The organism is Microbacterium ulmi (assembly GCF_011759705.1).
GTDB lineage: Bacteria > Actinomycetota > Actinomycetes > Actinomycetales > Microbacteriaceae > Microbacterium > Microbacterium ulmi.
The window spans coordinates 2,199,816-2,219,240 of record NZ_JAAOZF010000001.1; the positions used below are offsets into that span (position 1 = coordinate 2,199,816).

Consider the following 19,425-nt stretch of genomic DNA (forward strand, 5'->3'; position numbering starts at 1 on the left):
CGACGGCATCCCCCGCCCGGTGCCGGCCGCGCACCGCACATCCCCACAGTGCAGGGAAACTGTTCAGGCGAACTGTATAAGTGCTAGAGTGAAGGCGTGCCCGACTCCACCGACCCGCTCGATCCCGACGAGGTCGCCGCGGCGCTGCGCACGACGACGGCACGGCTGAACCGCCGGCTGCGCGCCGAGGCGGGCCAGTCCGAGTACACGGCGTCGCAGGCCGCCGTCATCAAGCGCCTGATCGACGACGGGCCCGCGACGACGTCCGAGCTCGCCCGTGCCGAGAGCATGCGTCCGCAGTCGATGAGCACGACCGTCGCCTCGCTCGAGGCCGCGGGCCTCCTCGGCCGCCGCCGCGACCCCGACGACGGCCGTGCCGTGCAGCTGTTCGTGACCGACGAGGGGATGCGCGCCATCCTCGCGGGACGGGCGGCGAAGCAGGGTTGGCTCCTGCGCGCCATGGAGGACCTCGCGGATGCCGAGATCCGCACCCTCGCCGACGCCGCCGCGATCATCGACCGTCTGCTGCGGCCCGACGCATCCAGCCGCACCTGACCGGCTCCCGCCCGGCCGCCCCGGCTTAGCCGCTTCCCACCCGAAGGAGACCCCGTGACCGTCACGACCCTCGACCCCCGCACCGCGCTCGTCGTCATCGACCTGCAGAAGGGCATCGCGGGCTCCCCGCAGGCGGCCCCCGTCGTCGCGAAGGCGGCCGCGCTCGCCGACGCATTCAGGGCGCAGAGCCTTCCCGTCGTGCTCGTGAACGTGACGGGCGGCGCCCCGGGACGCACGGAGCGTCCGCGTCCGGGCGGCGAGCGGCCGGCCGACTGGGCAGAGCTGCTCTCCGAGCTCGGCGACGGCATCCGCATCACGAAGCAGACGTGGGGCGCGTTCCATGGCACGCGGCTGCACGACTCCCTGCAGGCCGAGGGCGTGACGCAGATCGTCCTCGCCGGCATCGCGACGAGCAAGGGGGTCGAGTCGACGGCCCGCGCAGCGCACGAGCACGGCTACAACGTCGCGGTGGCGACCGACGCCGTCGCCGACGCCGACCCCGACGCGCACGCCAACGCGCTCGCCCGGGTCTTCCCGGCCCTCGGCGAGACGGGCACGACGGCCGAGATCCTCGACCTGCTGGAGGCGAGCGGACGGTGACCGCCGGCGCGCCCGCGCCCGCAGGACGCCCGTTCCCCTGGACGTTCACGGCACCGCTGCTGTGGACGACGTCCCTCAACCCGGTCAACTCGTCGATCATCGCGACCTCGCTCGTCGCGATCGGCACGGCCTTCGGCGTCAGCGCGGGTCAGACGGCGCTGCTCGTGGCCGCCGTCTACGTCACGAGCGCCGTCGCCCAGCCCGCGATGGGCAAGCTCGGCGGAGCGTTCGGCCCACGGCGCGTGCTCCTCGGCGGGCTCGCCGTCCTCGTCGTGGCGGGTCTCGTGGGCGCGTTCGCGCCGTCGTTCGGCTGGCTCGTCGTCTCGCGCGCACTCGTCGGCATCGGCACGGCCGCCGGCTACCCCACGGCGATGGCGCTCATCCGGCAGCGGGCGGATGCCGCGGGCACGGGCATCCCGGGCAGCGTCCTCGGCGGCGTCTCGATCGCCGCGCAGGTGACAGCCGCCGTCGGCCTGCCGCTGGGCGGTGCGCTCATGGCGGTCTGGGGCTGGCCCGCGGCGTTCGCGATCAACATCCCGCTCGGCGTCGCCGGCGCCGCGATGGTGCTCGCGTGGATCCCGGCGGACGCCCCGCGTGCGCGCCGGTCGGCACGAGACCTCGTGCGCGAACTCGACCCCGCGGGCCTCGCACTGTTCGCCGTCGCGGTGGTGTCGCTCATCGCGGTGCTGTCCGACGTGAGGTCGCTCTCGTGGTGGCTCGTCGTCCTCTTCGCCGTGGCGATCGCGGCGCTGATCGTGTGGGAGCGCCGTGCCGCGGTTCCGTTCATCGACGTGCGGATGCTCGCCCGCAACGGCACTCTCCTGCGCACGTACATCCGGCAGGCGCTCGCGCTCCTGGCTGCGTACACGGTGCTGTACGGGTACGTGCAGTGGCTCGAGGAGGGCCGGGGGCTCGCCGCGAGCGTCAGCGGACTCGTCATGCTCCCGATGAGCGCCGTCGCCGCCGTGTGCGCCGGGGTCATCTCGCGGCGGGCGCTCATCCGCGTGCCGCTGCTCATCAGCTCCGGCGCCATGATCCTCGGCGGCGGCGCGCTCCTGCTGGTCGGCCACGACACGAGCGTCGCGGCGCTCGTCGCGCTGAGCCTGATGTTCGGGCTCGTGCTGGGGCTCACCTCGACGAGCAACCAGGCTGCGCTGTACACGCAGACGAGCGCCGCGGGCATCGGCGTCGCATCGGGCCTCCTGCGCACGTCGAGCTATCTCGGCGCGATTCTCGCATCGGCCCTCATCGGGCTCGCGTTCCCCGCGCGCGCGACCGACGCGGGGCTCCATGCGGCGGCCTGGGCGATCGCGGGGGTGGGCGTGCTCGTGCTCCTGCTCGTCGCGCTCGACCGGCGCCTCCCGCTGCGCGGCCAGTGAGGGCGGGCACGGCGGATGCCGCGACCGCCGGAGCCCGGCTCCCGGCGTGCGTGGATGCGGGCACACCGTCGCAGACGGGGCGCTCTCGCCTGGCGCTGCTCCCGTCGCCGGTGCCCGAGCGGCCCGCGCCGGTGCGGGCATCGTGACAGGGTGCCGGATGTCGCGGCATCCCGCTACCGTCGAGGCATGGCGACGGAGCGGATCACTCTGACGGTGCCTGGGCCGCACGGCGACCGGGAGGTCGGGCTCTCGAGCCCCGGCCGTGTCATCTGGCCGGCGCTCGGGATCACGAAGCGCGAGCTCGCGGAGTATCTCATCGCCGTCGCGGGGCCCTTCCTCGCGGCCAACGGCGACAGGCCCGTCTCGCTCGAACGGTTCCCCGACGGCATCGAGGGGGAGAGGTTCTACTCGAAGAACCCGCCCAAGGGCGCGCCGGGGTTCGTCGAGGCCGTCACCGTGACGTACAACAGCGGGCGGCGGCATCCGCAGCTCGTCCTCACCGAGATCGCGGCCGCCGTCTGGGCGGCGCAGATGAACACCGTCGTGTTCCACCCCTGGGCTTCGCTCACAGCGAACACCGACAACCCCGTCGAGCTGCGGATCGATCTCGATCCCGTGCCGGGAACGGGGTTCGCCGAGGCCGCCGCCGTCGCGCCCGCCCTGCGCGAGGTGCTCGCCGAGGCAGGGCTCGAAGCCTGGATCAAGACGAGCGGGAGCCGCGGCATCCATGTCTTCTGTCCCATCGAGCCGGAGTGGGAGTTCCTCGACGTGCGGCACGCCGTCATCGCGGCCGGCCGCGAGCTCGAGCGGCGGGAGCCCTCGAAGGTCACGATGAACTGGTGGAAGGAGGAGCGAGGCGAGCGCATCTTCATCGACTTCAATCAGGCCAACCGCGACCGCACGATGGCGGGCGCCTACAGCCCCCGTGCGCTGCCGGGCGCGACGGTGTCGACGCCGATCGCGTGGGAAGAGCTGCCGGATGCCGATCCCGCCGCCTTCACGGTGCGCACGGTGCCGCAGCGGATCGCGGACTCGGGCGACCCGTGGGCGGGCTTCCTCGACAGGCCCGGGCGCATCGACACGCTCCTGGAGTGGTGGCAGCGCGACCTCGAGGACGGACTCGGCGAGCTGCCGTTCCCGCCCGAGTTCCCGAAGATGCCCGGGGAGCCGCCTCGCGTGCAGCCGAGCCGGGCGCGCAAGGTCGAGGAGTGACGGCACGGCGGTGCCGCACCATCGCGACGAGCCGAGCGCCCACGAGCTCGTATCCGATCCCACGTGTCGTCGGGGCGCGGCTACGGCTCGATGCTCAGCGCTCCGTGGGCACCTGCCACTCCCGTTCGGTCAGGATGCGCGCGACCGTGAGTCCGACCGCGAGGGCGACGACGACGAACAGCGCCTGGCCGCCGTTCTGCACGGCCGACACCGTGTCGCCGTCGATCGTCGCGACGATCGCCCGGTACGACGCCGCGCCCGGGATCATGATGAGGACGGCGGGAACCGTCAGGATGACCCGCGGCGCGCGGATGCGCGTCGACACGGCGAAGGCGCCGACCCCCACGGCGACACCCGCCGCGGCCGCGGCGACGGCCGGCATCGTGCCCGCATCGACGAGGAGGAGGCGCCCTACGTTCGCGATCGTGCCGATCGTCGCGGCCGTGCAGGCGAACCACCACGGCGTCTGGAAGAGCAGTGCGAAGCCGAGCACGCCGACGAACCCGGCGACGAGCCGCACGACCGACAGCAGCGGCTCGTAGAGCTCGGGGGGAGCCGTCGAGATGGGACTCGACTGGAACGTCGCCGCGATCGCCCATACGGCCGTGCCCGTCGCGAGCAGCACGAGACAGGCGTACACGATGCGGGCGATCCCCGCATTCAGGTCGAGGCGGGCGAGGTCCATCGCCCCCGTCACGAGAGGGAACCCGGGCACGAGGAACAGCACGGCGCTCGTGAGCGCGGCATCGTGCTGCCCCGTCGCGATCCCCCCGGCCTCCATGAGGGTGATCACCGCGAGGTAGCCGAGCAGGGCGACGACGGCTGCGAGGAAGACGACGAAGAACTCGTTGAGACGCGCACGCGCGAGCAGGATGCGCACCCACTGTCCGGCCGCGACGGCGAGGCCCACCGCGATCGCCTCCTGCCAGCCGCCGTTGTTGAGCAGCGCGAAGGCGGCACAGGCGGCGGCCGCCGCGACGACCCTGACGATGACGGGGTATCGGGGCGGCGTGCGCTCGACGCGGTCGAGCCCGGCCTGCAGCTGAGCAGTCGTGACGCCCCCGGCGACCGAGTGCGTGAGCCGCTGCAGCTGAGAGATGCGGCCCGCGTCGACGCCGGGCCGGCGGGTCTCGGCGACACGCGTGCGGTACAGCGCACCGCGCTGCGCCGTCACGACGATGTCGGTCATGCCGACACGGGAATGCAGGTCGTCGATGCCGACGGCGTGCGCGACCCGCTCCATCGAGTCGCGCACGCGGGCTGACGACGCACCGGCCCCGAGCATGAGCTGCCCGAGGCGCAGCACGGCGTCGAGCCGCGCCATGAAGTGCAGCGGCTCGAGGCGGAGCTCCGCGGTCTCGGTCGGCTCCTCCGCCCGGGGCGGGATGCCGTCGTCGTCGGACATGTGTCGATCCTGGCACCGCGGACCCGGCCGCCGGGAGGGGCGGCCTCAGATCAGCACGTCCGCGAGATCGTATGCCGACACCGTCTCGAGCTGGTCGTACGTGCACGAGCGCGCCTCGCGGTCGGGGCGCCACCGCTCGAACTGCACCGTGTGGCGGAATCGCCGGCCCTCGAGCTGGTCGTACCGCACCTCGAGCACGCGCTCGGGGCGCAGCCGCACGAACGACGTGTCCTTCGCGGCGGCCGTGAACCGCGAGCGCTCTCCTTCGCCCGTGACGGCCTCGCCGTCCTCGCCGCGCTCGACGAGCGGTGCGAGCTCGTCGACGAGCTCGAGGCGGCGCTGGGCGCTCCACGCCGAGACCGCCCCCACGTTGAACAGCTGCCCGTCGTCGCCGTAGAGCCCGACCAGGAGCGACCCGACGCCCGCTCCCGACGTGTGGACGCGGTATCCGAGCGCGACGACGTCGGCCGTGCGCGCGTGCTTGATCTTGAACATCGTGCGCTTGTTCGGCGCGTAGGGCTGGTCGAGCGGTTTCGCGACGACGCCGTCGAGGCCCGCGCCCTCGAACTCGGCGAGCCAGCGCTGCGCGAGCGCCGTGTCGTCGGTCGCGCGCGTCACGTGCAGCGGATGCGGCAACCCCGCGAAGAGCTCGACCAGCTCGGCCCGCCGTGCCGAGAACGGCTCGGCCTGGAGGCTGCGCTCGCCGCGGGCGAGGAGGTCGAACGCGATGAACATCGCCGGCGTCTGCTCGGCGAGCCGAGCGACGCGGGATGCCGCGGGGTGGATGCGCTGCGTCAGGGCCTCCCAGTCGAGCCGCTGTCCGCCGGGCTCCTGCGCGCCCGACCCCCGGCCCGCCGGGGCGCGCCCGGGCACGACGATCTCGCCGTCGACGAGGCACGGCTCGGGGAGGAGCCGCGAGAACGCCTCGACGAGCTCGGGGAAGTACCGCGTCAGCGGCTTCGCTCCGCGGCTGCCGATCTCGACCGTCTCGCCGTCCCACGACACGAGGGCGCGGAACCCGTCCCACTTCGGCTCGTACGAGAGGCCGCCGGGCACGGCATCCTGAGCCGGAACGGCGGAAACGGCCTTCGCGAGCATCGGCGCGGGGATCTCGTACATGGCTCCATCCTGCCCCGCGGGTCGGACGCCGGGGGAGCCCGGCGGCGAATCGAGCCCGCCGCCGCGCACGCACACCCCTTCCCGCCTGCTCCTCGGTCACGGCAGACTCGGAGCCGGGGCGTCCGCTCCGCAGGAGGTGACCGTGCGCGCCGTCTTCGAGTTCCTGGCCTCGCAGCCCGTGCTCCTCGTGTTCCTCCTCGTCGGCATCGGCGCCTCGGTGGGGCGCATCCGCGTGGCGGGCATCTCGCTCGGCGCCGTCGCCGTGCTGTTCGCCGCGATCGGGATCAACGCGCTGAGCGTCTCGCAGGGGGTCACCCTCGAGATCCCGGCGCCGATCGGCGACCTCGGCGTCGTCGTCTTCGCGTTCGCGACCGGGATCATCGCGGGCCCCGGGTTCTTCAACGCCCTGCGGACGTCGTACCTCATGATGCTCGCCGTCACGGGGCTGCTCGTCGTCGCTGGGGCGGCAGGCTCTTTCGTCGGCATCGGGCTCGGCATCCCACCGCTCACGATCGCGGGCACCTTCGCGGGGGCCATGACGAACACGCCGTCGCTCGCGGCGACGGGAGGCAGCGCCGAGGCGACGGTCGGCTACGCGAGCGCGTACCTGTTCGGCGTCATCGCCGCGATGGCGGCGGTCGCGCTCGCGCTGCGGCACAGCAGATCCGACACGGACGCGCCCGACCCGATCGTCGACAAGCCCGTCGCGATCGACACGGAGGCGCACCCGACGGCCGCCGATGTCACGAAGCGGCACGGCGATCGCATCGCCTTCTCCCGCGTGCGGCACGACGACGACGCGTCCGTCGAGGCCGTCGGTCCCGACACGGTGTTCGAGCCCGGCGACGTCGTCAACGTCACGGGTCCCCGTGACGAAGTGGATGCCGTCGCGATGGAGCTCGGCCACACGAGCGCCATCGACATCACGCGCGATCGGTCGGCGCTCGACTTCCGCAGGATCATCCTCTCCAATGCGAAGCTCTCGGGCCACACGATCGGCGAGCTGAACCTGCGCACCCGATTCGGGGCCAACGTTGCGCGCGTGCGCCGCGGCGACGTCGAGGTCGTCGGCACGGCCGACTTCGAGCTGCACCTCGGCGACCGCCTCCGGGTCGTCGCACCCACCGATCGCATGGCCGAGGTGACGGAGTACCTGGGCGACTCCGAGCGCGGCCTCGCCGACATCAACCCCATCGCGCTCGGACTCGGCATCGCGCTGGGTCTGCTCCTCGGCTCGATCCAGATCCCGATTCCCGGCGGCCACTTCAGCCTCGGCTACGCGGCGGGCGCCCTCGTGATCGGGCTCGTCATGGGCAGGCTCGGCCGCATCGGACCGTTCGTGACCTCGTTGCCGCACACCGCGGCGACCGTCCTCGCCGAGCTCGGGCTGCTCGTCTTCCTCGCCTTCGCGGGGACGAAGGCGGGGTCGCTCATCGTCGACGCGATCGTCTCGGGCGAGGTGGTGCGCCTTCTCCTGCTGGGCGCCGTCATGACGACGATCGTCGTGTTCGGGGTCTACCTCGTCGTGCGGCACGTCTTCCGGCTCGGCGGGACGCGGCTGTCGGGAGTGGTCGGCGGCGCGCAGACGAACCCCGCGATCCTGGGCTTCGCCAACAGCCGCACGGGCTACGACGTGCGCGTCGCGCTCGGGTACACCCTCGTCTATCCCGCCGCGATGGTCGTGAAGATCCTCATCGCTCAAGTGCTCGTGGGGCTCTGACCACAGCGCGTCGCGTCAGACGAAGGCGCTCATCCCAGTGATGTCGCGTCCGATGAGCAGGGCCTGCACGCTCTCGGTGCCCTCGTACGTGTGGATCGCCTCGATGTCGGTCAGGTGCTGCATGACGCGGTTCTCCAGCAGGATGCCGTTCCCGCCCAGCAGGTCTCGGGCGGTCGACGCGATACGGCGCGCGGCGCGCGTGTTGTGGTACTTCGCGAGGGACGCCTGCGTCGGGCGCAGCCTGCCCGCCGTCTCGAGGTCGGCCATCCAGCGGCAGTAGAGCTGCATCGCCGTGAGGTCTTCGAGCATCCGAGTCAGCCGCTCCTGCACCATCTGGAACTTCGCGAGCGGCTTGCCGAACTGCACGCGCTGCTGCGCGTACGCGAGTGCCGCCTCGTAGCAGGCGGTCGCATGACCGAGCGCCGACCACGCGACGCCCGAGCGGGTCGAGTACAGGACGGTCGAGGCATCCTTGAAGCTCTTCGCGCCGGGGAGGACGGCGTCCAGCGGCACGCGGACGTCGTCGAGCGCGATGTGCGCCTGGTGGATGCCGCGCAGCGACGCCTTGCCGCGGATCGGCGTGCCCGTGTACCCGGGCGTCTCCTGCTCGACGAGGAAGCAGCGGACGGCGCCGTGCCCGGGCGCGTCCGGGTCGTCGACGCGGGCCCACACGAATGCGATGCCGCCGGATGCGCCGTTGCCGATCCACTTCTTCGTGCCGCGGATGACCCACGCCTCGCCGTCGTGGCGTGCGACCGTCTCGAGCGACACGGAGTCGGAGCCGTGGTCGGGCTCGGTCAGAGCGAACGAGCCGAGCACCTCGCCGCTCGCGAGAGGCTTCAGCCACCGCTCCTGCTGCTCGGGGCTGCCGAACAGGGTGAGCGTGCGCAGGGCGAGCCCGCCCTGGACCGCGAGCACCGTGCCGAGAGACCCGTCGCCGCGCGAGATCTCCATGTTGACGAGCCCCGCCGCGAGCGGCGACATGCGGGTCAGGTCGGGGTGCACGATGCCGTCGACGACGAGGTCGCGCTCGCCCATGAGCCTCGCGATCTCGATCGGGTACTCGGCCCTGTCCCACGCCTCGACCATGCGGTCGCCGACCTCGTCGATGTACGCCTGCGCCCGCTCCCAGTGGGCTCGGTCGTCGGCGGAGACGTCGGCGAACACGGCGTAGTAGTCGGTGCCGAGGCGCCGAGTGACGTCGTACGAGGCCACACTCTCGCCGGGGAGGGTTTCGGGGGTGCTCATGCGTGCTCCTGGATGCCGCGGCCGCGCGCCGCGGCCATCACCAGGGTAGTTCTCGGCATCCAGTATCGCCAAGTACGGTACTCAGTCTCACATCCTTGGCAACGTCTCGTCGCTGGCCGTGCGGGTGGGATGGCATGGATGTCGGGCGAGTTGCCACCTTCTTGCCTGAGATGAGAGGCTCACCCGTCCTCGACCTCGAAGCCGCGGGGCGACGATCTGTGAGCCGTCATGCATGCAGACGCGACCAGGCGAGGTGGGCGAGCGCGGCGGCGAGGTCACCCAGGATGGCGTCGTCGAAGAGCACGAAAGGAGAGTGGTTGAACGCGACGGCGGATGAGTCGAGGCCGGGCGGAGAGCACTGCACCATGAGGAACGTTCCGGCGACCTCCTGCAGCACGAAGGCGAAGTCCTCCGAGCCCATCGCAGGTCGTTCGGCGAGCTGAACGCGCTCCTCGCCGAGGAGACTCCGCAGCGTGTCGACCGAACGCTCCGTCTCGAATCGGTCGTTCACCGTGACCGGATACAGCACGTCGAAGTCGACGTCCGCGGTGCAGCCGTGGGCCGAGGCGACTCCCTCGGCGAGAGCGCGAGTGCGCTCGATCAGCTTGTCGACGGACGCCTGTGAGAGGGTGCGCACGGTCGCACGCAGGCTCGCCCGGTCAGGGATGACATTGACTGCGGTGCCCGCCTCGAGCATCGTGACGCTGACGACGACGGGATCGAACACGTCGAACGCGCGGGTGGTCATGGTCTGCAGGCCCGTCACGATCTCTGCGAGCGCTGGCACGGGGTCCGCGGCTGTGAAGGGCATGGACCCGTGACCCCCTGCGCCGCGCACGGTGACGGACAGCTCGCTCGAACCGGCCATGAGCGGGCCGCCGCGTGTCGCGAACACGCCGTACGGGCCGGGAGCGACGTGGGCGGCGAACGCGGCCACCGGGCGCGCGCCGGCGACGTCGAGCAGGCCCTCGCCCAGCATGATCGATGCGCCGTTGTAGCCCTCCTCTCCGGGCTGGAACATGAACACGACCGTCCCAGGCAGCTCATCTCGATGCGCGGCCAGCAGGTGCGCGGCACCGACGAGACCCGCCGTATGCAGGTCGTGGCCGCACGCGTGCATCGCGCCGTTGTCCGACGCGAAGTCGAGACCCGTCTGTTCGGCGACGGGCAGCCCGTCCATGTCGCCGCGCAGCAGCACGACGGGGCCGGGGAGGCCACCCCGCAGCACCGCGACGACGGAGCTGGTCGCAGTGCCGACAGTGATGTCGAGGTCGAGTCCTGCGATCGCGTCGAGCACGCGCTGCTGAGTGCGGGGCAGCTGCAACCCCACCTCCGGGTCGCGATGCAGCTCGCGCCTCAGCGACTGCAGGGCCGGGAGGAGGGCGGCGCCCTCTGCGAGGAGATCCATGATTGGCCTTTCTCCGGCGCACCGCGCCGGCGTGGAGGAGATCGGCGCACAGCGCCAGAGGATTGGCTATCCGAGCGAGGTGGTGGCGACGCCGCCCGGGAAGCGGCGGAGCGCGTCCTTCACGACACGACCGCCCTGCACGATCGCATCGATGGAGACGGGGTCCGCCAGCGCGTGGATGCCGGCGAGCGGGTCGACGGCGGTGATGACGAGGTCGGCCAGCTTGCCGGCCTCGACGGTGCCGAGGTGCTCGTCGAGACGAAGCAGGCGCGCCGCGTTGATCGTGCCGGCCTGGATGGCGGCCATCGGCGACAGGCCGAGGTCGACGAGGTGACCGAGCTCGAGGAGGTTGCGTCCGTGCGGGCAGACGGCGGCATCCGTGCCCAGCGCGACGGTGACCCCCGACTGGATCGCCCGCGCGACGTGCTCACGCGCGATCTGAGACCAGCGGACCTTCTTCTCGTAGAGGTAGCCGGGAACACGGGCGGGATCGGGCACGCGGAGCGCTGAGCTGAGCGTGGGCACGAGGACAGTGCCGTGCTCGAGCATGAGGTCGATGCCTTCGTCGTCGATCTCGTAGCCGTGCTCCACGCTGGCGACGCCTCCGCGGATCGCCTCCTTGATCCCGGCTGCGCCCTGCGCATGAGCTGCGACCGGTTGTCCTTGCCTGCGAGCGGTCTCCTCGACGATGAGGCGCACGTGTCGTTCGGGCACACCGAGATCGTGCGGCGAGTCGGACGGGCTGGAGACGCCGCCCGTCGTGCACACCTTGACGACGTCCGCGCCGGAGCGCACGAGAGCGCGCACGGCGCGCCGCACGTCGTCGTCGGAGTCGATGATCGGGCTGATCTCGGGCTCTGGGCCAGGATGGACCGACGCTCCGTTCGGGAGACGGAAGTCGGTATGCCCGCCAGTCGGCGAGAGTGCCTGGATCGCGAGATGCAGACGGGGACCGAGGATCGTCCCCGCGGCCACGGCGGCGCGGTAGCCGGCATCCAGCCCAGACAGATCGCGTGCCGTGGTGATCCCTGCCATGAGCGTCTTGCGCATCGTGGCAGCAGCATCGAGGGCGCGTTCACTGGGGAACTGCGCGAGGGTCTGGCGCGGATCCGCCTCAAGGTCGAGCGCGAGATGAACGTGTGTGTCGAAGAAGCCTGGCAGCACCGTCGCGCCGCGAAGGTCCACGATGCGTGTGTCGCGCTCCTCCGCGACGTCACCGCGCCGAGGCCCGGCCCAGGCGATCCGGTCGCCCGCGACGACGATCTCCGCGTCGTCGACCGGCGCCCCGCCGGTGCCGTCGATGAGACGGGCACCGACGAGGCGGATGCGGTCGACCGCGGCAGGGGTCAGCGGCAGTCGCGCTGTCATGCATTCGCTCCGACAGCCACGGGCTCGGCTGCGGATACGTGCTGCGTCCGCTGGAAGAGCAGCGCGACGAAGGCGAGCGCGAAGCAGACGGCGCAGATGAGCCAGACCGTGACGTACCCGCCGATGCCCGCCGCAGCCGTATCTGGGAGGACGAAGGCGGCGAGCACGACTCCGAAGGTGGCACCAGCCACCGCGCCGCCGAGCGTGCGAAGGGAGTTGTAGACCCCGGCTGCGATCCCGGTCTCGTCGGCCGGGGCGACCTCGGCGATCAGCGCGGGGAGCGCGCCCAGCAGGAGACCCGCGCCCAGGCCGCTCACGATGAACGCGATGACCACGATCGGCAGCGCCGACGAGAAGACGGCGAGCGCGAGATTGCCTGCAACGTTCAGTGCCACACCGAGGAAGAGCACGCCACGCAGCCCGAGCGGCTTCGCGAGGTACGCGAACGTGGATGCGCCGATCGCTGCGAGCAGAGCCGTGCCCGCCGTGAACAGGCTGAGGATGCCTGGGGCGAATGCGAAGCCGTAGCCCACCTTCGCCGGGTCGGCGGCAAGGAACGTCGTGATCAGGGTCTGCGTCCCGAAGAGCACCATGCCGAACAGGAACGAGGTGACGTACACGGGCCACAGTGCGCGCGAGGCGATGAGGCGGATGTTGATGGCCGGTGCGGAGTGGCGCAGCTCCCAGACCACGAAGGCGACCAGCAGCGCTGCGGCGCCGACGAGCAGCGAGATCGTGCCACCGTTGCCGAAGCCCGACGTCTGTGCGATTCTCAGCCCGAACAGCAGAGCGAGCATGAACACGGCGAGGAGGGTGAACCCGACGCCGTCGATGCGCGGGTTGGAGCGGATGGTCGACTCCGGCACCAGAGTGAACACGATGACGAGGCAGATCGCGACGATGATCGCCGGCACCAGGAGCACGACGAGCAGGCTCGGGATGGCGGTGCCGAGCACGCCGGCGGTCAGGCCGCCGATGAGCACCCCGATCGTGAGGGCCGAGACGAGCATCCCGATCGCCTTGCGCGCCGTCTCGCCCTTGATGCGGTTGTGCACGAGGGCGATCTCCAACGGCAGCCACACGGCGAGCGGTCCCGTCAGCACGCGCCCGACGAGCACGAGCGGGAAGCTCGGTGCGAGCGCGACCAGAAGCGTCCCCACGAGCACGACGACGATCGCGATGCGCAGCATACGGCGATGCCCGAAGATGTCGCCGAGCTTCGCGAGGATCGGCACGCTCACGCCAGCGGCGAGGGTCTGCAGCGTCGCGAACCAGGTGATGTCGGCGTCGGTGACCGACAGTTGGTGGGCGATCGCGGCGATGAGAGGCAGATAGTAGCCCTGGAGGAAGCCGCTGGTCAGCTCGACGAAGACGAGGAAGCCGACGACGGCGCCGACCTTGACGCGAATAGGCGCCGTGAGTGTCTCTGACATGGATGGTCTTTCTTCGGACGGATCGCGAGGCGGTCCGGGTAGGGAACGGGGAGGGGTGGTTCAGGAAATGCGGGGCGGTGCCGTGGTGAGGGCGATCACGAGACCTCGCAGGTCGACCTCGGTGGTGCGTGAGGGCCGGAGTGTGCTCCGGTAGAGGACGAAGCCGGCGAGGGCGTCGAGGATGGCGTCGGCGTCCACGTCCGGAGGGAGTTCGTCCCGTCCGATGGCCCGCGCGATGATCGCGCGGCCCATCTCCCGTCGCGCGGCGAGGAATCCGTCCCTCCAGAGGTGCACGCGCACGTCCGGAGACACGGTCGCCGAGTAGGGGTTGCTGTTGCCTGCGAGGGCGCCCTGGTTCTCGGCGTTGCGCAGGCCGTGCGTGACGAGGTCGCCGACCACCGATCCGGTGTCGGGGATGTCGCCGATCACGGTCGCCCGGTTCATCGCGGCGGCGACGAGCGTGCCGCGATCGGGCCAGCGTCGGTAGATCGCGGTTTTGCCGCATCCGACGGCCGCCGCGATCCGCTCGATGCGGATGTTCGCGTAGCCGTGCTCCATCAGCTCGACGAGAGCGGCATCGAGGATCTGCCCGGTGAGCTCTTCATCTTGTGGGCGTCCGCGGGGCGCCGAGAGGGGTGCTGACATGAGGAGAGCGTATGGTCGCGTCGCCGGTATACGAAACGATACGGAGCGTTTTTACATGACCGTAACGTGACTACCAGTCCTCGCAGGAAGCGTGAGACGTGCGGGCAGGCAGGGAAGACTGCACAGGCGGCGCGGACCGGCGCGCTGCGGATGCGCCGCGCCGCACGGGGCGCGCGGCTCGCCGACGGCGGTGCTCAGCCCAATTCGCTCTTGAGCCGCCGGGCCACCTCGGCGATCGGCATCCGCCGCGGGAAGACCGCGATCGCCATGTCATCGGGAGCGGACTCGACGCCGTCGGGGTGCACGCCGAAGCGGCGCAACACGTCGTCGAGCGCGCGGCGCAGCTCGGCGACCGGGACGCGCCGCGGCCCGCGCAGGAGCCGGCGCAGCACGTGATTGTGCACGGCCGTCACGAGCGCCGAGAAGCCGACGGCGTCGAGCGGGTCCAGCCCCGGGAGCGCCTGGCGCAGGTACTCGTCGAACAGCCGCTCGTAGCGGAAGACGGTCACGATCTCGCGGTCGCGCAGCGCAGGCACCTGACGCACGACGCTGTAGCGGCGACGGGCGAGCTCGGCATCCTTCGTGAAGTGCGTGAATACCCGGACGGATGCCTCGCACACGGCGACCCACGGATTCTCGTGAGGCGTCGCGAGATACGCGCGCAGCTGGTCGAGAAGCAGCTCGTGGTCGGCGAAGACGACGTCCTCCTTGCCGCCGAACTGGCGGAAGAACGTCGAGCGCGAGACGCCGGCGGCACGAGCGATCTGCTCGACGGAGGTCTGATCGAAACCCTGCTTCGCGAACAGCTCGATCGCGGCGGCGACGACCGCGCTGCGCGCGGCGGAGGGCGAGACGGGGGCGGTCGCGGCGTCGCTCATGGCCAGAGCATAGTGGCACCACCTCCGTAAGAAGGGGGTGCGTACAGGCGTCCCAGAATGCGGTAGTAGGCTGGGGGATTGGTCGAAACTCTCTCGACATCAAGACATCGGGTTCCCCGAGTCGTCCCACCCACCGTCGCCCCAGCGAAGGAATGCAACGTGGATCTTTACGAGTACCAGGCACGCGATCTGTTCGAGAAGTACGAGGTGCCGGTGCTCCCGGGCATCGTCGCGGACACGCCCGAGGAGGCGAAGGCGGCCGCGGAGAAGCTCGGCGGCGTCGTCGTCGTCAAGGCGCAGGTCAAGACGGGCGGCCGCGGCAAGGCGGGCGGCGTCAAGGTCGCGAAGAACCCCGACGAGGCGTACGAGGCGGCGAAGGCCATCCTCGGCCTCGACATCAAGGGCCACGTCGTCAAGCGCGTCATGGTCGCCGGCGGCGCCCGCATCGCGAAGGAGTTCTACTTCTCGGTCCTGCTCGACCGAGCCAACCGCTCCTACCTGTCGCTCGCGAGCGTCGAGGGCGGCATGGAGATCGAGCAGCTGGCCGTCGAGAAGCCCGAGGCTCTCGCACGCGTCGAGGTCGACCCGCTCGTCGGCATCGACGAGGCGAAGGCGCTCGAGATCGCGAAGGCCGCGAACTTCGACGACGAGCTCGCCCCCAAAGTGGCCGACGTCTTCGTCAAGCTGTTCAAGGTCTACAAGGGCGAGGACGCGACGCTCGTCGAGGTCAACCCCCTCATCCAGTCGGAGGACGGCGAGATCATCGCCCTCGACGGCAAGGTGACGCTCGACGAGAACGCCGAGTTCCGCCACGCGTCGCACGCGCTCCTCGAGGACAAGGCCGCGGCCGACCCCCTCGAGGCGAAGGCCAAGGCGAACGACCTCAACTACGTCAAGCTCGACGGCGAGGTCGGCATCATCGGCAACGGCGCGGGTCTGGTCATGTCGACGCTCGACGTCGTCGCGTACGCGGGCGAGAGCCACGGCGGCGTCAAGCCCGCCAACTTCCTCGACATCGGCGGCGGCGCCTCGGCGGAGGTCATGGCCGCGGGACTCGACGTCATCCTCGGCGATCCGCAGGTCAAGTCGGTGTTCGTGAACGTGTTCGGCGGCATCACGGCGTGCGACGCCGTCGCGAAGGGCATCGTCGGCGCGCTCGCCGAGCTGGGCCCGACGGCGTCGAAGCCGCTCGTCGTCCGCCTCGACGGCAACCGTGTCGAGGAGGGTCGGAAGATCCTCCGCGATGCCGACCACCCGCTTGTGACGCTCGCAGCGACGATGGACGAGGGCGCCCACAAGGCCGCCGAGCTCGCCAACGCCTGAGACTGAGACTTCGGAAAAGGACTAGAGAACATGTCGATCTTCCTCAACAAGGACTCCAAGGTCATCGTCCAGGGCATCACCGGCGGCGAGGGCACGAAGCACACGGCGCTCATGCTGAAGGCGGGCACGCAGGTCGTGGGCGGCGTCAACGCGCGCAAGGCCGGCACGACGGTGCTGCACAAGGACGCCGCGGGCGCCGACATCGAGCTGCCCGTCTTCGGCTCGGTCGCCGAGGCGATCGAGAAGACGGGCGCCGACGTCTCGATCGCATTCGTCCCGGCCGCGTTCACGAAGGCCGCGATGATCGAGGCGATCGATGCCGGGATCCCGCTGCTCGTCGTCATCACGGAAGGCGTGCCGGTCGGCGACACGGCCGAGGCGTGGGCGTACGCGAAGGCGAAGGGCACGACGCGCATCATCGGCCCGAACTGCCCCGGCATCATCACGCCCGATGAGTCGCTCGTCGGCATCACGCCCGCCAACATCACGGGCAAGGGCCCCATCGGCCTCGTGTCGAAGTCGGGCACGCTGACGTACCAGATGATGTACGAGCTGCGCGACCTCGGCTTCTCGACCGCGATCGGCATCGGCGGCGACCCCATCATCGGCACGACGCACATCGACGCGCTCGCCGCGTTCGAGGCCGACCCCGAGACGAAGGCGATCGTCATGATCGGCGAGATCGGCGGCGACGCCGAGGAGCGCGCGGCCGACTTCATCAAGGCCAACGTCACCAAGCCCGTCGTCGGCTACGTCGCAGGCTTCACCGCCCCCGAGGGCAAGACGATGGGCCACGCCGGCGCGATCGTGTCGGGCTCGGCCGGCACGGCGCAGGCGAAGAAGGAGGCCCTCGAGGCCGCCGGCGTGAAGGTCGGCAAGACGCCGTCCGAGACCGCCGACCTCATGCGTGCGATCATCGAGACGCTGTAGCGAACGCTTCACTGAAGGGGTGGGATGCCGCGGCATCCCACCCCTCTTCGTGTCCCGGCGCGCAGCAGACCCCCTCCGGGCTTCCTCGCGTGACGGTTGCGCCCTCCCGCCGGATGCGGGGATAGTGTGGGCAGATGCCGCTGACCGGACAGTACAAGCCGAGCACGTCGCCGTGGGCGAGGGAGCAGGCCGAGCGCTTCGAGGAGACCGAAGGCGCCGAGGCGAACACGCTGCGCGGAAAGCCCATCATCGTCCTGACGACGGTGGGCGCGTCGACCGGCGCTCTGCGCAAGACGGCGCTCATGCGCGTCGAGCACGACGGCAGCTACGCCGTCGTCGCGTCGAAGGGCGGGTCCCCTGACGAGCCGAGGTGGGCCGCGAACATCCGCAGATCGCCGCATGTCGAGCTGCAGGACGGCGCAGACAAGCGCGACTACCTCGCACGGGAGGCCTCCGGAGACGAGCGCGCCCAGTGGTGGGCGCGCGCGGTCGAGGCGTGGCCCGACTACGAGAACTACCAGAAGAAGACCGATCGACTCATCGCCGTCTTCGTGCTCGACCCCGTCGAGTCCTGATCGGCGAGAGGCGGATCGCCTCGGGCCGAGGCATCCCCCTCTCGCGAAGACAGGCGGGAGTCACCCCAGGAGCTGCTCGATCGGACCGCGGGCGAAGTAGACCACGAAGCCGGCCGCGACGACCCACAGGAGCGGGCTGATCCGCCTGCCCTTGCCCGAGAGCGAGCGGATGACGACCCAGCTGATGAAGCCCGCGCCGATGCCGTTCGCGATCGAGTAGGTGAGCGGCATGACCGTCACGGTGAGGAAGACCGGGATGAGGGCCGACAGCTCGCTCAGGTCGATGTGGCGGATCTGCGACATCATGAGCGCACCGACGGTGACGAGGGCGGCTGCCGCGATCTCGGACGGGACGATGGACGTCAGCGGCGTGAGGAACATCGCCAGGAGGAACAGCACCCCCGTCACGAGGTTCGCCAGTCCCGTGCGCGCGCCCTCGCCGATGCCCGACGCCGACTCGATGAAGACCGTGTTCGACGACGACGAGGTCGCGCCTCCCGCGACGGCGCCGACACCCTCGACGATGAGCGCCGACCTCAGACGGGGGAAGTCGCCCTTCTCGTTCGACAGTCCGGCCTCGCGCGAGAGACCTGTCAGTGTGCCCATCGCGTCGAAGAAGTTGGTGAACAGCAGCGTGAACACGAGCATGACGGCTGCGAGCGCGCCGATGCGGGGGAACGCCCCGAAGAGGTCGAACCGCCCGACCAGGCCCAGGTCGGGCAGGCTCACCCATTGGCTCGGCAGCGACGGGACCGTGAGCCCCCAGCCCCCGGGGTTGACGGAGCCGTCGTCGGCGAACTTCGGGCCGATGTGCCAGGTCGCCTCGACGACGATCGCGACGACGGTGCCCGTGACGAGGCCGATGAGAAGGCCGCCCTTGACGCGCAGCGCCATGAGGACGCCGCACAGCAAGAGCGTCAGCACGAACAGGAGCGTCGGGACGGTCGCGATCGATCCCCCCTCGCCGAGCCCGACGGGAGGCGAGCTCGCCCCCGTCGAGGTGACGAAGCCCGCGTCGACGAAGCCGATGAAGGCGATGAACAGGCCGATGCCTACCGTGATCGCCGTCTTCAACTCGAGCGGAACCGCATCGAAGATGAGGCGCCGAAGGCCCGTCGCCGCCAGCAGCACGATCAGCAGCCCGTTGATGACGACGAGGCCCATCGCCTCGGGCCATGTCACCTGGCCCACGACCGAGACGGCGAGGAACGAGTTGATGCCCAGCCCCGCGGCGAACGCGAACGGCAGTCGCGTCACGAGCCCGAACAGGATCGTCATGACGCCCGCCGTGAGCGCCGTGACGGCGGCGACCTGCGGGAACGCGAGGTTTCCGCCTTCGACATCCGTGCCGCCCGACAGGATGATGGGGTTCAGGATGACGATGTACGCCATCGTGATGAAGGTCACGACGCCGCCGCGCACCTCCGCCCCGATGGTGGAGCCGCGCCGCGTGATCTCGAAGAAGCGGTCCAGCCCGCTGCGCGGCGCTGCTGCGGTCTCGGGCGCGGATGACGGTGCAGTTGCCATGGGAACCTCCGACCTCGACGTTATCGCACGCTCTCAGCGTTCACTCAGGAATCTCGCGGGGCCCGCGCGCGGGCGTGCCCGAACGGATGCCGACGGCTGC

The 19,425-nt window shown here is 70.9% G+C and carries 17 protein-coding genes; 8 read left to right on the plus strand and 9 right to left on the minus strand.

The window, feature by feature from the left end; all coding sequences use genetic code 11:
• Positions 1–96: 96 nt before the first annotated feature.
• From FHS08_RS10360 to ligD, 4 genes are all read left to right on the plus strand, one after another.
• Positions 97–555: a MarR family transcriptional regulator gene (locus FHS08_RS10360; RefSeq protein WP_167038670.1), complete on the plus strand. Its 459-nt coding sequence runs from the start codon at positions 97–99 to the stop codon at positions 553–555.
• A 54-nt stretch (positions 556–609) separates the two neighbouring features.
• A complete protein-coding gene (locus FHS08_RS10365) occupies positions 610–1,155 on the plus strand; it encodes an isochorismatase family protein (protein WP_167038672.1) in 546 nt (181 codons plus the stop codon).
• On the plus strand, positions 1,152–2,534 hold the full coding sequence (locus tag FHS08_RS10370) for an MFS transporter (protein ID WP_167038674.1): 1,383 nt from the start codon (positions 1,152–1,154) through the stop codon (positions 2,532–2,534). The genes FHS08_RS10365 and FHS08_RS10370 overlap by 4 nt, the downstream gene beginning before the upstream one ends.
• 186 nt (positions 2,535–2,720) lie before the next feature.
• Positions 2,721–3,746, plus strand: coding sequence for a non-homologous end-joining DNA ligase (gene ligD, locus FHS08_RS10375; protein ID WP_167038676.1), 1,026 nt, complete (start codon positions 2,721–2,723; stop codon positions 3,744–3,746).
• A gap of 94 nt (positions 3,747–3,840) precedes the next feature.
• On the opposite strand, the gene FHS08_RS10380 is transcribed toward ligD, so the two are convergent.
• Positions 3,841–5,151 (minus strand): threonine/serine exporter family protein, encoded by a 1,311-nt coding sequence (locus FHS08_RS10380; RefSeq protein ID WP_167038678.1) that lies wholly within the window; start codon positions 5,149–5,151, stop codon positions 3,841–3,843.
• A gap of 45 nt (positions 5,152–5,196) precedes the next feature.
• Positions 5,197–6,270 carry an ATP-dependent DNA ligase gene (locus FHS08_RS10385; RefSeq protein WP_167038680.1) on the minus strand — a complete coding sequence of 358 codons (1,074 nt, stop codon included), beginning with the start codon at positions 6,268–6,270 and terminating at the stop codon, positions 5,197–5,199.
• Positions 6,271–6,412: 142 nt separating this feature from the next.
• Between FHS08_RS10385 and FHS08_RS10390 the strand changes: the two genes are divergently transcribed.
• Positions 6,413–7,990 (plus strand): aspartate:alanine exchanger family transporter, encoded by a 1,578-nt coding sequence (locus tag FHS08_RS10390; protein ID WP_341800384.1) that lies wholly within the window; start codon positions 6,413–6,415, stop codon positions 7,988–7,990.
• Between the two features lie 15 nt (positions 7,991–8,005).
• On the opposite strand, the gene FHS08_RS10395 is transcribed toward FHS08_RS10390, so the two are convergent.
• From FHS08_RS10395 to FHS08_RS10420, 6 genes are all read right to left on the minus strand, one after another.
• Complete coding sequence (locus FHS08_RS10395; protein ID WP_167038685.1) at positions 8,006–9,238, minus strand: acyl-CoA dehydrogenase family protein; 1,233 nt, start codon at positions 9,236–9,238, stop codon at positions 8,006–8,008.
• A gap of 226 nt (positions 9,239–9,464) precedes the next feature.
• On the minus strand, positions 9,465–10,646 hold the full coding sequence (locus FHS08_RS10400) for a M20 metallopeptidase family protein (RefSeq protein WP_167038687.1): 1,182 nt from the start codon (positions 10,644–10,646) through the stop codon (positions 9,465–9,467).
• A gap of 66 nt (positions 10,647–10,712) precedes the next feature.
• Positions 10,713–12,014, minus strand: coding sequence for a metal-dependent hydrolase family protein (locus FHS08_RS10405; RefSeq protein WP_167038689.1), 1,302 nt, complete (start codon positions 12,012–12,014; stop codon positions 10,713–10,715).
• A complete protein-coding gene (locus FHS08_RS10410; RefSeq protein WP_167038691.1) occupies positions 12,011–13,447 on the minus strand; it encodes an MFS transporter in 1,437 nt (478 codons plus the stop codon). Before FHS08_RS10410 ends, FHS08_RS10405 begins: the two co-directional genes overlap by 4 nt.
• A gap of 60 nt (positions 13,448–13,507) precedes the next feature.
• Positions 13,508–14,092 carry a TetR/AcrR family transcriptional regulator gene (locus tag FHS08_RS10415; RefSeq protein WP_167038693.1) on the minus strand — a complete coding sequence of 195 codons (585 nt, stop codon included), beginning with the start codon at positions 14,090–14,092 and terminating at the stop codon, positions 13,508–13,510.
• A gap of 194 nt (positions 14,093–14,286) precedes the next feature.
• Complete coding sequence (locus tag FHS08_RS10420) at positions 14,287–14,970, minus strand: TetR family transcriptional regulator (RefSeq protein ID WP_167038695.1); 684 nt, start codon at positions 14,968–14,970, stop codon at positions 14,287–14,289.
• A gap of 159 nt (positions 14,971–15,129) precedes the next feature.
• On the opposite strand from FHS08_RS10420, the gene sucC reads away from it, so the two are divergent.
• From sucC to FHS08_RS10435, 3 genes are all read left to right on the plus strand, one after another.
• The gene (sucC, locus tag FHS08_RS10425) at positions 15,130–16,293 is read left to right on the plus strand and encodes an ADP-forming succinate--CoA ligase subunit beta (RefSeq protein WP_167038697.1); all 1,164 of its coding nucleotides are present in this window, start codon (positions 15,130–15,132) and stop codon (positions 16,291–16,293) included.
• A gap of 30 nt (positions 16,294–16,323) precedes the next feature.
• A complete protein-coding gene (gene sucD, locus FHS08_RS10430; RefSeq protein WP_167038699.1) occupies positions 16,324–17,223 on the plus strand; it encodes a succinate--CoA ligase subunit alpha in 900 nt (299 codons plus the stop codon).
• A gap of 134 nt (positions 17,224–17,357) precedes the next feature.
• Positions 17,358–17,798, plus strand: coding sequence for a nitroreductase family deazaflavin-dependent oxidoreductase (locus tag FHS08_RS10435; RefSeq protein ID WP_167038701.1), 441 nt, complete (start codon positions 17,358–17,360; stop codon positions 17,796–17,798).
• 60 nt (positions 17,799–17,858) lie between these two features.
• Here FHS08_RS10435 and FHS08_RS10440 read toward each other — a convergent pair whose 3' ends face one another.
• Complete coding sequence (locus FHS08_RS10440; RefSeq protein ID WP_167038703.1) at positions 17,859–19,325, minus strand: NCS2 family permease; 1,467 nt, start codon at positions 19,323–19,325, stop codon at positions 17,859–17,861.
• Between the last annotated feature and the right edge of the window lie 100 nt (positions 19,326–19,425).